Origin of the sequence: Methylomonas fluvii (assembly GCF_014850975.1) — a bacterium.
Classification (GTDB): domain Bacteria; phylum Pseudomonadota; class Gammaproteobacteria; order Methylococcales; family Methylomonadaceae; genus Methylomonas; species Methylomonas fluvii.
Genome location: NZ_JACXST010000002.1, coordinates 350,821 through 365,574 on the forward strand (window position 1 = coordinate 350,821; position 14,754 = coordinate 365,574).

The 14,754-nt window shown below is 47.5% G+C and carries 11 protein-coding genes; 10 read left to right on the top strand and 1 reads right to left on the bottom strand.

Features of this window, described 5'->3' with window-relative positions:
• Nucleotide 1 precedes the first annotated feature (1 nt).
• From EBB_RS11145 to EBB_RS11175, 7 genes are all read left to right on the top strand, one after another.
• Nucleotides 2–889 carry a glycosyltransferase family 2 protein gene (locus EBB_RS11145; protein ID WP_192393937.1) on the top strand — a complete coding sequence of 296 codons (888 nt, stop codon included), beginning with the start codon at nt 2–4 and terminating at the stop codon, nt 887–889.
• A 236-nt stretch (nt 890–1,125) separates the two neighbouring features.
• Nucleotides 1,126–2,325 carry a glycosyltransferase gene (locus tag EBB_RS11150; protein ID WP_192393938.1) on the top strand — a complete coding sequence of 400 codons (1,200 nt, stop codon included), beginning with the start codon at nt 1,126–1,128 and terminating at the stop codon, nt 2,323–2,325.
• A 50-nt stretch (nt 2,326–2,375) separates the two neighbouring features.
• Complete coding sequence (locus EBB_RS11155; protein ID WP_192393939.1) at nt 2,376–3,773, top strand: glycosyltransferase family 4 protein; 1,398 nt, start codon at nt 2,376–2,378, stop codon at nt 3,771–3,773.
• Between the two features lie 30 nt (nt 3,774–3,803).
• Complete coding sequence (locus EBB_RS11160; protein ID WP_192393940.1) at nt 3,804–5,852, top strand: glycosyltransferase family 2 protein; 2,049 nt, start codon at nt 3,804–3,806, stop codon at nt 5,850–5,852.
• On the top strand, nt 5,849–7,177 hold the full coding sequence (locus EBB_RS11165; RefSeq protein WP_192393941.1) for a glycosyltransferase: 1,329 nt from the start codon (nt 5,849–5,851) through the stop codon (nt 7,175–7,177). The genes EBB_RS11160 and EBB_RS11165 overlap by 4 nt, the downstream gene beginning before the upstream one ends.
• A 72-nt stretch (nt 7,178–7,249) precedes the next feature.
• Nucleotides 7,250–8,206: a glycosyltransferase family 2 protein gene (locus EBB_RS11170; RefSeq protein ID WP_225587401.1), complete on the top strand. Its 957-nt coding sequence runs from the start codon at nt 7,250–7,252 to the stop codon at nt 8,204–8,206.
• A gap of 87 nt (nt 8,207–8,293) precedes the next feature.
• The gene (locus EBB_RS11175; protein WP_192395001.1) at nt 8,294–9,178 is read left to right on the top strand and encodes an FAD:protein FMN transferase; all 885 of its coding nucleotides are present in this window, start codon (nt 8,294–8,296) and stop codon (nt 9,176–9,178) included.
• A gap of 487 nt (nt 9,179–9,665) precedes the next feature.
• Here the strand turns inward: EBB_RS11175 and EBB_RS11180 are convergent, their stop codons facing one another.
• Nucleotides 9,666–10,643 (bottom strand): malate dehydrogenase, encoded by a 978-nt coding sequence (locus EBB_RS11180; protein WP_192393942.1) that lies wholly within the window; start codon nt 10,641–10,643, stop codon nt 9,666–9,668.
• A gap of 207 nt (nt 10,644–10,850) precedes the next feature.
• Here EBB_RS11180 and EBB_RS11185 point away from each other — a divergent pair, with 207 nt between their 5' ends.
• The 3 genes from EBB_RS11185 to glyA are packed head-to-tail and all read left to right on the top strand — an operon-like array spanning nt 10,851 to nt 14,365.
• Nucleotides 10,851–11,708 carry an NADP-dependent methylenetetrahydromethanopterin/methylenetetrahydrofolate dehydrogenase gene (locus tag EBB_RS11185; RefSeq protein WP_192393943.1) on the top strand — a complete coding sequence of 286 codons (858 nt, stop codon included), beginning with the start codon at nt 10,851–10,853 and terminating at the stop codon, nt 11,706–11,708.
• A gap of 17 nt (nt 11,709–11,725) precedes the next feature.
• Nucleotides 11,726–13,081: a glycerate kinase type-2 family protein gene (locus tag EBB_RS11190; RefSeq protein ID WP_192393944.1), complete on the top strand. Its 1,356-nt coding sequence runs from the start codon at nt 11,726–11,728 to the stop codon at nt 13,079–13,081.
• Between the two features lie 24 nt (nt 13,082–13,105).
• Nucleotides 13,106–14,365 (top strand): serine hydroxymethyltransferase, encoded by a 1,260-nt coding sequence (glyA, locus tag EBB_RS11195; RefSeq protein WP_192393945.1) that lies wholly within the window; start codon nt 13,106–13,108, stop codon nt 14,363–14,365.
• Nucleotides 14,366–14,754 lie beyond the last annotated feature (389 nt).

Sequence of the window (14,754 nt, forward strand, 5' to 3'; positions counted from 1 at the left end):
AATGACCCAAAACACAGAGTATTGGCCAAAAATCTCAGTTATAACTCCTTCCTTTAATCAAGGGGGATTTATTGAAAAAACCATAACTTCGGTTTTGTCTCAAAGCTATCCAAATTTGGAATTTATCATAGTTGATGGCGGAAGCTCTGATAACACAGTTGAAGTTATTAAGAAATATGAAAACAGCTTGCATTATTGGGTCAGCGAACCTGACCGCGGCCAGAGCCACGCCATTAACAAAGGAATGGCTATAGCCACAGGTGAAATACTAACTTGGTTAAACTCCGACGACATATATTTACCTGGAGCTCTTCATCGCTTCGCTAGTGCGTTTCAAGAAAACCCAGATATCGGCATTGTGGTCGGTGAAGGAAGAATCGTTGATTTGCAAGGCAAAGAAATCTATTATGCCAGACCGAATGCCGAAATAAACCTAACTAGTTTGTACGGATGGCTGAACGATGGGGATTTCCTTCAACCGTCAAGTGCTTTTTCGCGTACAGCTTGGTATCAGTCAGGGCCAATTGACGAATCAGTTCATATAGCTTTGGATGTTGATTTATGGCTTAGGATGGCAAAAAACGGAGTCATATTCAAGAGTGTCAACGAGCTACTCTCCGAAGCATTAAGCCATCCAAACGCCAAAACCACAGCCTTTGAAAAGCTAATGTTTTTAGACTGCTCCATGGTCATTATCCAGCACGGTGGCAGAAAATATGTAGAAAAACAACTAATTGATTTAGTTAACAAATACTCCTGGTATGACAAAAATTATCAGATTATTGTTAATAATCCAATAATCAAAATCCTTAGACCAATCATAAAACGTATAGCAAGAAATGAAGACCAGTATTGGAGTGAGTTTATTCCGCCTTGGCTAAAGAAATAGATTTATTTAATTAAAACCGAAATTTTAAATAAGTTTAAATATCAATAAAATCTTACTAAATAAATATGCCCAAGTTAAAAACCACAACAAATTATCGAATTCCCTATGCACCAGAGCCTAAAATTTTAGCCTCTAAAACATTTTACTTGGGATTCCCTTACAGCTAAATTCCTTCCCAATATTAAAACCCATCCTTTAGAGATTAAAATCACCAAAAAAGCCTGTTATAATAGAATATGAATATTCAAATAATCAGCATGTGGTTGCCAATGCCCGACCGAGCATCCGCCGATCTTCGTTTTTATACTTTTCTAAAAATTTTATCCAAGTCGCATCAAATTACCATCTGTCCATTTAATTTAAACGAACAAGTTGAAGAAATTGGAGAAGAAGCAGTTCAAGGCTATCTAAATATACTCAAGAACCTTAACATTCGTCTCGGTACTACAGATGTATTAACAACTCTTAGAATCGAAAAATTCGACATTGTTATTTTTGAATATTTTCATTACGTTAATCGCTATATTGACTTTGTTAGATTTTTTCAACCGAAGGCCCGTATTTTAGTTGATTCAGTTGACATTACTTATAATCGATTCTTCTCTAAGGCCAACTTAACCAAAGACCCTGCTGATTTTAAATACGCTGAAACTATAAAAAATGAAGAACTTTCAGCCTATGCTAGATCTGACATGACTATCACAGTAACAATTGATGATGATTTACTGCTTAAAAAAGATATTTCCAATATAAAAACCTGTATTCTTCCTAATATCCATAAGATTCCTGAACGGTTCTCGCGCACTCCACCTTATACCAAATTATTGTTTGTTGGTGCTTTCAAACACGAACCGAATATTGATGCCATTCATTATTTCTGCAACGAGATTTTTCCAAAAATATTAGAAGTCAATCCTAATTTCCAACTGGAGGTAGTCGGACCCAATCCACCAGAATCGGTTCTACAGCTACAATCTGAAAATATTTTTATTCGTGGATTTATTGAAGATCTGGAAGAGCATTACCGTAACGCTCACATATCTATTGCCCCACTACGCTTTGGCGGAGGGATGAAGGGTAAAATAGGTGAGGCATTGAGTTACGGCATACCTGTAGTGACCACCCAAATAGGTGCCGAAGGGTTCGGGCTATCGAATAATGAAAATATTCTAGTCGCAGAAACTCCAAATCAATTTGCCGAACTTGTCTTAAAAATTAGTAGCGATGAAGCGCTTTACGAAAAGCTATCAATCAATGGATATAACTTCATTAAAGACAGATATTCCGAAGATGCAACCACCAAAAGAATCACAGAGATAATAGACTCTATCCCGCTAATTACACCAAAAAAACTAGACTTCATTAAAAGGATAATAATGTTTGCAAAGTTCAGTTACAACCGACATTTTGGTTGGCGGCTAAACAATATTAAATAAATTTAACTTGATCATACTCCGACACTTTTCGTGATTCGACCGCCCCCAAAATGATTACGCCGTACAAACCCAAAAAAATTCTCTTCGTACAACACGGTGCTACCGTGATGGGTGGCGTCGAGCGGCTGTTATTACAAATCTCGGACTCCTACCGAGACAGAGGTATCGAATCCATCGTGGTATTGCCCGAAGACGGGGAGCTAGTGACCCGTTTAAATGCTATCGGCATAAAAACCCATATTGTCCCCAGCATTTTATTCCCTGGCTCAAACAATACCGGCATCAATCTATACCTTGCAGGCACTATCGAACGAGCGCAAGCGGTATTGCAGATCATTAAAGACGAAACAATCGATATAGTTCATACCAATACTGTCTATCCCTTCGACGGCGCTTTAGCGGCAAAAATGGCCAATATTCCGCATATCTGGCATGTGCATAGTAACTTCGATATCGATACCACTCCTACGCTGCTAAGGGCTTATGACTTATCCGATCAATCGATTAAAGCGCTTTACGCCGCTCTCAGCGATACTTTGGTAGGGGTAAGCAGCCGCACGTTGAAATTTTTTGAAGGAGATCACCAAATTTCCTCGCGTGTCATTTTGAACGCAATCAAGATAGACGAGTTTGATCAGAAAACCTTATGGCACAGCGGCGAATCAGACTTACGCAATTTATTGAAACTTAATAGCAATGAACCGATAGTCGGCTTCGTTGGCAGGATATGCGATCAGAAAGACCCTTTAACATTTGTGCGCGCGGCCAAAATTATTTCCGAAAAGAATCCGAAAGCGCATTTTGTAATCATTGGCCCCCCAGATGATAAAACTCTAAAAAAACTAGTCGAGGACGAAATAAGCAGTTCTAGGAATCCAAGCCATTTCCATTTCCTGGGCGAAAGAGAGGATGTTCCTGCGCTGTTGCCGCAATTCAGCGTGATACTCATCACATCGATATTCGAGGGACTTGCCGGCGTCTGCCTTGAGGCCCTTGCAGCACGCTGCCCCACCGTGTCAACACGTTGTGGAGGTTCTGAGGATGTGATTGTTGACGGTGAATACGGTTTTTTGGTCGATATAGGAGATTATGAAACTATCGCGCAAAAGGCTCTGATAATTATTGAAAACCCTGAACTCTCCACTAACTTAAAGATTTCCGGCAGAAAAATAGTTGAAGAAAACTTTTCCTGGGAATGCTTTATCGATAATTTTATAGCTTTATATTCTGAATTACTGAAAAAGAATAATGATCGGCAAAAATCCGGCCCGGCTTTGGAGCTCTGCTTTCATCTCATTGCACAAAATGCTGAGCTTAACTTAAAGCTCGAAGCTCACAATTCTAGACTTATTGAATTAGAAGGTTTTTTTGAGCGGCTGCAAAACACCAATGTATACCGCCTCACCAAGTATATTTATAAAATACTTGGTGGGCATGTAAGATCATAAAAACCAACCATGCATATTAGGCCAAACTAAATGGTGCCGCCATCCATCAGCGTCATAATGGCCGTTTACAATACCGAACGGTATTTAGCTGAAGCCATTCAGAGTATTCTGTCGCAATCCTTCACGGACTTTGAATTGGTGATTGTCGATGACGGGAGCACCGATGGCAGCCCGGAGATTTTGAGAAAACTCGCCCAACAAGATTCGCGTATCAAACTCATCACTCAAGTCAATGCCGGCATAGGCGCAGCAACCCAAAGAGGCATTACCGAAAGCCAAGGCGAATATATCGCCATTATGGACTCCGACGATATTTCCCTCCCCAAACGTCTGGTTTTGCAAAAACAGTTTCTCGATCAGCATCGGGACATCGACGCGGTAGGCAGCCAATGGCGAATGTTGCACGCCGACGGTCGAGATATTGGTATCGATACGCATCCTATTGATTCGGAGAGAATTTCGGTGTTGATGTACGCATTTTTTTCGCTGCATCACCCGACCACGATGATTAGACGACGCGCATTGGAAAAAGTGGGCGGATACTCCTTAGACCGCAGTTGTCTGGTACCCGACTACGACGTATTTATGCGCATGCAATTGGCCGGATCCCGCTTCGCCAATCTGCCGGAAATTCTGTTCATCTGGCGCTTAAATCCAGCCAGTACTACACACCACAAAGCGCGTGCACAGGGTGCCTCAGTAGCGGAGGTTCGCGATGCGGGATTTAACCGACTGCTGTTAAATAATCCTCGGCAAGCAGCGGACACTGCAAAAACGGTTGTTTGTTCTTTTCCAACCGGCACATGGCAAGACGAACGAATCAAGCAACTATTACCCGCGCGCGGGCCGTCCTTGTTGTATCGCACCTGGCTGAATCTGCCAGACGATACGTCGGGAGACCGTCTTAACAAGGCGCTGGTCTTTTGGCTGGAAAAGCCGGAGCTCTATTGCGAAACTTTGCGCGAACAACTGCTCGCCAACGACAAGCCTTGGTGGGCGGCACTACTCAATGCTTACCGCGGCATCGACAACCTAGACCCAACCCTGAACGCCACTATACTGGCGATTATCCCCAGCAATCAGACAGCGGTAAGTTTATTCGTCACTTATGACCAAGCTAGCGAAGATTTCAATCAACGTCTGCAACAAGCCTTCGCCTTGAAGGCTCAAGCCAAGTTTTCGATAGAAATTATTGTAGTTTCGGTCAAACCAGAACTTAGTCTGAAACCTTTTATCCCGTTACTTGCCACTCATGATTGTATCTTCGATGAAAACGGCCTTGCGTGGCACACGGCATTGCATAAAGCTAAAGGTGCTTATTTTGCATATTTGGAAGACCACTTTAGATTCAATATCGATGTAATATTGAAACTCCTTGCACATCACATCCAGCACAAAACATCTATTTCATTTATGCTGGATACTCGCTACTTTAGCGAAGCATGTGATGAAAAAGGTCAGCCGGCTCTAGACAATCAATTTCATCCAGTTTGGACACGTAGCACTCTACTTGGAAATAATCGTGTCCAGTCTAGTCACTTTATTCATCATCGCTCTTTATTAGACAACTTAAAAGGCAATTTAGCAGAGCTGGGTGTGGCAACAGGGCGATACTTGGGTAGATATTTGGCAATTAGAAACGAATTTAACATTATTGATGGAGCTGTTAGCTATTTTATACCTGGAATAATTTTAAATGCCAACCCATTACCTTTATTTCAACAAACTATTGGCGATTGGTATCTGGATTATGGCATGACAAATTTTCCTGATCTTGCATACCATGACAACTTGTCAAAATCTGAAATTGCGTATTATGCTCAAACCCTTTCAACAGCTTGGCTCAACAACAATTTACTTGTATACCCAGGCAATATATCGGTACTGGAAAGCTTCTACCTCAATCGCGTCAATTTAGCGATCAGGATACCATTATTTAGATATTTACTGGCACACAACAAGAAAACTTATTTACTCGCGCTCTGGCGGAAGAAGGATTATCTAAATGCAGCTTTGGCTTTATTTTATTGTGTTTATCAGGCCATAGCCCTTCGTTTGTTTGCTCCGCACAAAAAATGAAAACTCTACATATTTTCCATAATAGTGATTTAAAAAACGGGGTTGATAAAACCACCTGCACCTTGATGGTCGCTTTAAAAAAACTAGGCGTTGAACCTATCGCGGCGGTGCCGAAAGTGGGTAATGTCACTGAATACTTGCAGTCTCATGCGATTCGTTACTCGCTGATCCCATATTCCTGCTGCTTAAGCCGAACAGAGCGGGCGCAATTTAAGTTTTACGGAGATTCTTTCGCACAATTAGACAGTTTAATTACGGTGATACGCCAGGAAATCCCGGACATTATTCATATTAACACCGGTCATTTACTGCATGCCGGTATTGCCGCCGCGCGTCAAAGAGTACCAGCCATTTGGCATATTCATGCACCGTTTGCGGAAGATTTGTCCCGCTATGAAACCAGCATTGGCGCCGGCGGCTATATTCACCTTTTAAGTCAATTGAGCAGCCGCATCATCGGCGTATCAGACGACGTTGCTAAATCGCTATCGGAACATTTGCCGCCAGACAGAATAAATACTCTCTACAACGGCATCGATATAGAAGAATTGGATAGTTCTGCGAAGTCATCTTCAACTGATATTCGCGCCGAATTGGGCCTTCCGGCAGACGCAAAATTGGTAATCGGTGTGGGCCGCATCTCTGCGCAAAAGGACTTTGCTGCCTTTGCCAGAGTAGCCGCCAAGGTCGTTACGCTTAAATCCGATTGTTATTTCCTTATCGCCGGCCCAAAACAGGAACCGGAAGCGGTCCGCCTGTTGGAAGACGAATTAGAGCGTGGCCAATTAAACAACAAGTTATTTATACTCGGACCTCGAGATGACATTTCCGCCCTACTGGCGCAAAGCACTATATTTCTCTCCACGGCAATTTTTGAAGGCCAGGGTATTGCGGCGCTGGAGGCGATGGCTTTGGGTACGCCACCGGTAGCGATGGCGTGTTCTGGACTACGCGAGTGCATCGTTAACGAACACGACGGCATTTTAGTAGAGCCGGGGGATGAACGTTCCGCCGCCACGGCCATTTTGCATCTGCTGGACACCCCAAAATTCGCTCAAAAACTCACCGCCAACGCCCGCATCTCCGTGGCTGAAAAATTTTCCAGCCACGAATACGCTAAGCAATTTCTGAGCATCGCCAACGCTGCGTTGGCCTACGGCCCGGCGGCAATCTCGGATCAAGAACTTGATCTGCTATCGGGATTATTGGGGCAAATTAACAACGCTCATATGCGTTTGCTAGGCTTTGAACAACAAACCTTAAATCAACGTATAAAAGGCATTCTCTGGGAATGGCGCCAACAGTTAAAGGCAATAATCCAATAAAAACTCTAATAGCCACAATTTCATTTAAAATAAATTTCGCACAATCAACGGCCTGATTCAGGCGAATTCAGCATGCGACAAACTACTGATATATCTCAAGCTAAACCACTCATTTCCGTGATTATGCCTTGCTATAACTCGGCACATATCATTGGCAAAACCATCGCCAATCTGTATCAACAAACTTTCAAAAATTTCGAATTGATAGTGGTCGACGACGGCTCCACGGATAACTCGCTAGAGGTTTTGCAGGTAATAACAACGCTGTATCAAAATATAAAAATTATTTCCCAACAGAATAAAGGCCCCGGTCCCGCCCGAAATCGGGGATTGAAAGCCGCATCAGGAAAATTTATCGCCTTTCTGGACTCCGACGACAGTTGGCACCCTGAGTTTCTGGCAAAGCTTCATCATATACTTGAAGAAAAACCGGATTGCGTACTCGCATACTGCGGCTGGCAAAATATTGGTCTGAGCGCCGAACAATGCCAACCTTATATTCCGCCTGATTATGAAGGAAACGATAAGTTTGCCGTTTTGTTGCGCAGTTGCCCTTGGCCAATTCACGCGGCGTTGACGCGAAAATTGGCCATCGATCAAGTTGGAGGTTTTAACGAACACTGGCTAACTGCTGAAGATTTCGATATGTGGATCAGGATTGCAATGTTCGCCAATATTGTCCGCGCTCCTGAAGTATTGGCTTATTATCACCATCAACAAGGCGAACAAATTTCCAGCAACCGACTTAGGGCGATACTAAATCATTGGGGCGTGCAAAAAGGCTTGCTGAGAGACTTTCCGGTAATATCGCTAACGCTGGGTAAAGCTAAAACCAATCTTTTGACAAAAGGCCAGTTATTGCAAAGAGCTTATGAGTTTTATTGGAAAAACGATTTACCGAGCGCACATCATTTATTTAGAAAAACCTTGGGTTTGGGATATTTTGGCATGAACGACTTAAAATATATTCTACCCAGCTTACTGCCACTAACGCTTTACTTGGCTCTAATAAAAAAAATACGGCGATAAAATCCGATTAGCCGCCGCTTATCACTTTCAAGCCGACAAAGATTAATCTTGAGTCCAACATCCTTATTTCGCTTCCCATTCCAGGCTATGGGTACCCAATGCGAAATCCAATTGATTGCCAGGGAGCATAAACAGGCCAAGCGTATTGCCGATATAGTAACAGCCGACGTGCAACGCTTGGAGGGATTGTATTCCCGGTATAAACCCGACAGCCTGCTCTCAAGCATCAATCAAGTCGCAGCCAAAGGCGGCCGCATTACCGTGGATGAGGAAACGGCTGGATTACTGAATTATGCTGCAACCTGTTACCAACAAAGCGACGGCCTTTTCGACATCACGTCCGGAATTTTACGGCAGGCATGGCGTTTTGAATCCGGCCAGTTGCCGGATGAACAACTTATTAAAACATTATTGAAAAAAGTTGGATGGCACAAGCTACGCTGGCAGGCGCCGCTATTGGAGTTTCCACTAGCCGGCATGGAGCTGGATTTTGGCGGCATCGTCAAAGAGTATGCCGTAGACCGGGCTGCGGTTATTGCATGGAATGCCGGCGCTCGCCACGGCTTTATCAATTTGGGCGGCGACATCAAATTGATAGGCCCACGGCCGGACGGCGCCGCCTGGCATGTCGGCATCCATCATCCCCGTCAAAAACAGACATTAGCCAGTACTTTGGCACTACATAGCGGCGCCGTCGCCAGCAGCGGGGACTATGAGCGCTGCATTATCGTCAACGGCCAGCGCTACGGACACATCCTCAATCCGAAAACAGGCTGGCCGGTTCGGCACCTGGCATCTGTCAGCGTCATCGGCGAATTCTGCGTAGTGGCCGGCAGCGCGTCAACCATCGCCATGCTCAAGGAAGAACAAGGCCCAAGCTGGCTGGAACAGTTGGCATTGCCGTACTTGTGGATAGACGTACACGGCAATTCTGGAGGTTCGTTAGCCGTTGCAGACTCAACAACACGCTGAGCTTATTCCCTTACCGATGCGGCACAAATTCAATGTGTCCAAAAATACGGCATATCCCTTGTTCTTGCGGCATAAGCCTCAAAACCGGTACTTTGGCATTACTCATACCCCCGTGCACACCCCGTTGAATGGGAATTTACAATTGGCACATCTATTGCTTTGTATAAATAATAAAGCACTATTTTGTTGCCTGTCCCACCCAATCAATTTCCGGGGTATCAACTAAAGCCCCCGACCAATTCAAGATTTTAAGGACGCGCTAAAGCTCCCTATCGTTGGATGAGGGATAGAGTGCTTTTTACCAGTCGTTAACAAGCTGCCACGGATGGCGGCGCCTTACGAATCGGCAAACCGAGAAACCCGCGACGCAAATTCAAGAAAACATCAGAACAAATAATGGCGCGGTAGTTATTACGCTATATCGCGATAGTGATGTCCGATAAGCCCAGCCGCGCTGAATAGCCTCTGAGCTCCCGCACTCGGACAATTAAAGTAGATGTTTAATGGCTTGTCGTTCTTCTTTTAACTCTACTTCGTTTTGACGCAATCTTGCCAAGCTGAACTCGTTAAGATCCAAGCCCTTAACGATGCCGATCTGCCCATCCACCACCGTCACCGGGAAGGAATAAACCAATCCTTCCTCAACACCATAGCTACCGTCGGATGCGACCGCCATACTCACCCAGTCTCCTTGATCGGTGCCGAAGGCCCAAACCCGCATATGCTCAATCGCCGCATGCGCTGCAGACGCCGCACTGGACTGGCCGCGTACCTTGATAATTTCCGTACCTCGGTACTGCACAGTGGGGATAAATTCATCAACAAACCAGGATTGCTCAACCAATGACAATACATCCATGCCCTTGACTTTGGCATGATGTAAATCAGGATATTGAGTGCAGGAATGGTTACCCCAAACCGCCACGTTTTTCACGTCTCTGCTCAGCACCCCGCATTTCTCGGCCACCTGACTTATCGCACGTTTATGATCGAGCATGGTCATGGCCGTAAAACACTCCGGCGCTAAATCCGGTGCGTTATGAATAGCGATTAGAGCGTTGGTGTTGGCCGGGTTGCCGGTCACTAACACCTTGACATTCCGGTTGGCTACCTCATTCAGCGCCCGACCTTGAGTGATAAAAATCTGCGCGTTATCCAATAATAAATCGCTGCGCAACATCCCCGGTCCGCGCGGCTTTGCCCCCACCAAAAATGCATAATCGACGTTATCGAATGCCACTTTCGGATCATCGGTGATGATAATTTTGTTGATCAACGGAAACGCGCAATCGTTCAACTCCATCACCACGCCTTGTAACTGCTTCATAGCGGGTGGAATTTCCAACAGACGCAATACGATAGGCTGATCCAGCCCTAGCAATTCGCCAGACGCCAAATGAAATAACAAGGAATAACTAATCTGACCAGCTGCACCTGTTACAGCAATATCGACGGGCGTTTTCATCTGCGTTCCTCTTTAATGAATGGATTCTTCCACACCCGACCCAACGGCAGGCTTTTCCAATATGACATAAAGTTTTTAAGCAAACAATCACTAATTCCAGCTTGCCAAAACAGGCTTGGATTCTGCGGCGAGGTAAATATTATTCTGTATAATGCCGCCGGCTAACCTTATCCCACCAGGCCACCATTATTCATATCAGGTAGCTTAATGAAAAAATTGTTATTCCAGTTCGACACCGACACTCATCCCTCGACTTTCGATACCGTAGTCGCTTACGACGGCGGCGCGGACCATGTCATTGGTTACGGCAACATTACCCCCGATATCGTCGGTGGCTTGGTTGACGGCACGATCTTCACTCGCGCCCCCAAGGACAAAAAAAATACTGCGATTTTTATCGGTGGCAGCAATATCGAAGCTGGCCAGCGTTTACTGATAGCAGTGCAAAAGCATTTTTTTCCCGGTTTCCAAGTCTCGGTAATGTTGGACAGTAATGGCAGCAATACCACAGCCGCCGCCGCCGTTGCCAAACTGGGCAGCAGCGCTAGCCTGGCCGGCAAGAAAGCAGTGGTATTAGCGGGTACAGGCCCGGTCGGTCAACGCGCGGCGGCGATGATGGCACTGGAAGGCGCGCAAGTCAGTATCACTTCCCGACACATATTTAACGCGGAAAAAGCCTGCTTCGCGATGAAGGAGCGTTTCGGCGTAGATCTGACACCCGTAGAAGCCGCCGATTACGACAGTCGCGCCGCCGCCATCCAAGACGCCAACATCGTGTTAGCGACCGGTGCTGCCGGTGTCCAATTGTTAAAGCCGGAACATTGGCAAAACAATCCAAATCTGCAATTGTTGGCGGACGCCAACGCCACACCGCCTGTCGGCATTGGCGGCACCGATGTACTGGATCGCGGCGAACAGCGGCACGGCAAAATCGTCTGGGGCGCCATCGGCTTCGGCGCGCTAAAACTAGCCTTACACCGCGCCTGTATCACCAAGCTATTTGAAAGCAACAAGCAAGTGTTCGACGCGGAAATCATCTTCGCACTCGCTAAAGCCATGGCTTAAGGCCCTGCCGGATCGATATGTCCGCAGTCCAGCCAAGTTATCGTGAACACGCAGCCGCCATTTTTCGCACCGGCGTCGCGGCGGCTGATCCGTATCTTGCCGTAAAGCGTTTTCTCAGAGCCGATAGCGAACTGCTGCATATTGGTTCGGAACAAACCGGCTACCGCAGCGGCGACTGGCGGCGCATTCATTTAATATCTTTCGGCAAAGCAGCTTGCGCAATGGCCGATGCGGCACAAACGATAATTCCCGAGGCCTGGCTTGCGGCTAAAGGCATTGTCGTGACCAATTACGACAACATTGATGTCGTCGAAAACTGCCATGTATTCGGCGCCGGCCATCCGCTGCCGGACGCGGCCGGTTTGCACGCGGCAAAGACCATCGCCAGCCGCCTGAGCGACACTAATCCCGGCGAGTTGGTTTTGGTGTTGATTTCCGGCGGCGGCTCGGCATTGCTGCCCTATCCCGTCCCCGGCATCAATCTGGCGGATAAAATCGCCACCACCCGTCTACTGCTAGCCTCCGGCGCAACCATCAACCAGATCAATTGCGTCCGTAAACATCTGTCTCAACTCAAAGGCGGCGGCTTAGCCAGGCTTGCCGCACCCGCCGATTTGCACGCACTGATTTTATCCGACGTACTGGATAACGATTTAAGCGCCATCGCCAGTGGTCCCACCGTCCCCGACGACACCACTTTCGTAGACGCCGTCGCTGTGTTGGAATCGTTCGGCATCTGGCAAAAAATACCATCCAGCGTGCAAAACCATTTACAACAAGGCGCTCAAGGCTTGCAAATCGAAACGCCTAAAGGCAGTGACCCACTCTTCAAAAAGACAAGCCACAGCTTGGTCGGCAGCAATGCCATTAGCGTTGACGCTGCAATTGATCAAGCACGCCAATTGGGCTACGAAACCCAGCTTTACAGCAAACAGTTGTGCGGCGAAGCGCGCTTGGTTGCCGAGCAACTGACGCTGCATGCGCTAACCGTAACAGCAGACATGACGCGACCGACAGCCGTTATCGCCGGCGGAGAAACCACCGTTACGCTAAAGGGCAATGGCAAAGGCGGCCGCAATCAGGAAATGGCTCTTGCCTTCGCGCTGGCTGCCGAAAAATTCGGCCTGAATGGCGCGTGGACTTTTCTTAGCGCCGGCACCGACGGCCGCGACGGCCCTACCGATGCCGCCGGAGGCATCATCGATAGCCAAACGTTGCCACGTATCCGCGCCGCCGGACTCGACCCGGCGGCCCTGCTAGACGATAATGACTCATACCCTGCCTTGCAAGCGGCGAACGATTTACTGCTCAGCGGCGCAACCGGCACCAATGTCGCCGATTTGCAAATACTGTTACTGCATCCCCACGAATAACCCGAACTCACTTTAGGAGACCCCATGTTTAGCGAATCGATGACCATCAAAGGTTTTGATGACGAACTGTTTCAAGCGATGGAACAAGAACGCCAACGCCAGGAAGACCATATCGAACTGATAGCCTCGGAAAACTATGCCAGCCCCCGGGTTCTGGAAGCCCAGGGCACGGTGCTGACCAACAAATACGCCGAAGGCTATCCGGAAAAACGTTATTACGGCGGCTGCGAATACGTCGACATCGTCGAGCAATTGGCGATTGACCGCGCCAAAGAATTGTTCGGCGCCGATTACGCCAACGTCCAGGCCCACTCCGGTTCGCAAGCCAATATGGCAGTGTTCATGTCCCTAATTCAACCCGGCGACACCATCCTGGGCTTGAGCCTGGCCGACGGCGGCCACTTGACTCACGGCGCCAAACCCAATTTCTCCGGCAAAATCTACAACGCCATCCAGTACGGCTTGAACAAAGACACCGGCGAAATCGATTACGAACAAGTCGAAGCGCTGGCCCTGGAACACAAACCCAAACTGATCATTGCCGGCTTCTCTGCTTACTCGCGCATTTGGGACTGGCAACGCTTCCGCGACATCGCCGATAAAGTCGGCGCTTATTTTGTCGTGGACATGGCCCATGTCGCCGGCCTGGTCGCGGCAGGCATATACCCCAATCCGGTGCCGATTGCCGACGTAGTCACCAGCACCACCCACAAATCCCTGCGCGGCCCACGCGGCGGCTTGATTTTGTGCAAAAGCAATCCGGATCTGGAGAAAAAGATCAATTCCAACATCTTCCCCGGCATTCAAGGCGGGCCGTTGATGCACGTGATCGCCGCCAAAGCCGTCGCTTTTAAAGAAGCCCTGACCCCGGAATTTAAAACCTACCAACAACAAGTGGTGAAAAACGCCCGGGCCATGGCCGAAGTGTTTATCAAACGCGGCTTTGATGTGGTTTCCGGCGGCACCGACAACCACTTGATGCTGGTGTCCTTAATTCCCAAAGGCATCACCGGCAAAGCCGCCGACGCCGCCTTGGGCCGGGCCCATATCACCGTCAACAAAAACGCCGTGCCGAACGACCCGCAATCACCGTTCGTCACCAGCGGCATCCGGGTGGGCACGCCAGCACCTACTTCGCGCGGCTTCAAGGAAGACGAAGTTCGCCAAGTGGCGGAATGGATGTGCGATGTGATGGATAACCTTGAGGACGAGAGCGTGATTGATGCGGTTAGGGAGAAGGTGCATTTGTTGTGTGCTAGGTTTCCGGTTTATTCAGCGGGATAGGATTTAGCTGGAACGGATAGACTGCTGTGCAATAGCTTAAGCTAGATATTGTGTCGCTATCGCGATGGGTGTTTTTGAAGTCGGGTCTCGGCCCGACAGCCGAGATACTTTCTTTTGCTCCGCCAAAAGAAAGTATCCAAAGAAAAGGCGGCCCGGATGCCGCTTATTCCCTGCGCTCCTCGCTTTTGAACGGGGTTGCCGAAAGGGGCTTCCTGCCCCTTCGGCAACGCGATGCATCCCTGCATCGCCCCTAACGGGCTGATCTATTCAAAAGCTCCGGTGCTCGGCGCGGCATACGGGAACCAAAACCGTCGCTGAATGTTATGTTTTGGCTGGGCGTTTCAAATTTAGCCATGTATTTCCGAATAGGGAAGCATATTCGCAGGGAC

Excerpts from the sequence above, each read along its gene's own strand:
- EBB_RS11145 (WP_192393937.1), top strand. The coding sequence starts at position 2 with ATGACCCAAAACACAGAGTATTGGCCAAAAATCTCAGTTATAACTCCT.
- EBB_RS11150 (WP_192393938.1), top strand. The coding sequence starts at position 1,126 with ATGAATATTCAAATAATCAGCATGTGGTTGCCAATGCCCGACCGAGCA.
- EBB_RS11155 (WP_192393939.1), top strand. The coding sequence starts at position 2,376 with ATGATTACGCCGTACAAACCCAAAAAAATTCTCTTCGTACAACACGGT.
- EBB_RS11160 (WP_192393940.1), top strand. The coding sequence starts at position 3,804 with ATGGTGCCGCCATCCATCAGCGTCATAATGGCCGTTTACAATACCGAA.
- EBB_RS11165 (WP_192393941.1), top strand. The coding sequence starts at position 5,849 with ATGAAAACTCTACATATTTTCCATAATAGTGATTTAAAAAACGGGGTT.
- EBB_RS11170 (WP_225587401.1), top strand. The coding sequence starts at position 7,250 with ATGCGACAAACTACTGATATATCTCAAGCTAAACCACTCATTTCCGTG.
- EBB_RS11175 (WP_192395001.1), top strand. The coding sequence starts at position 8,294 with ATGGGTACCCAATGCGAAATCCAATTGATTGCCAGGGAGCATAAACAG.
- EBB_RS11180 (WP_192393942.1), bottom strand. The coding sequence starts at position 10,643 with ATGAAAACGCCCGTCGATATTGCTGTAACAGGTGCAGCTGGTCAGATT.
- EBB_RS11185 (WP_192393943.1), top strand. The coding sequence starts at position 10,851 with ATGAAAAAATTGTTATTCCAGTTCGACACCGACACTCATCCCTCGACT.
- EBB_RS11190 (WP_192393944.1), top strand. The coding sequence starts at position 11,726 with ATGTCCGCAGTCCAGCCAAGTTATCGTGAACACGCAGCCGCCATTTTT.
- glyA (WP_192393945.1), top strand. The coding sequence starts at position 13,106 with ATGTTTAGCGAATCGATGACCATCAAAGGTTTTGATGACGAACTGTTT.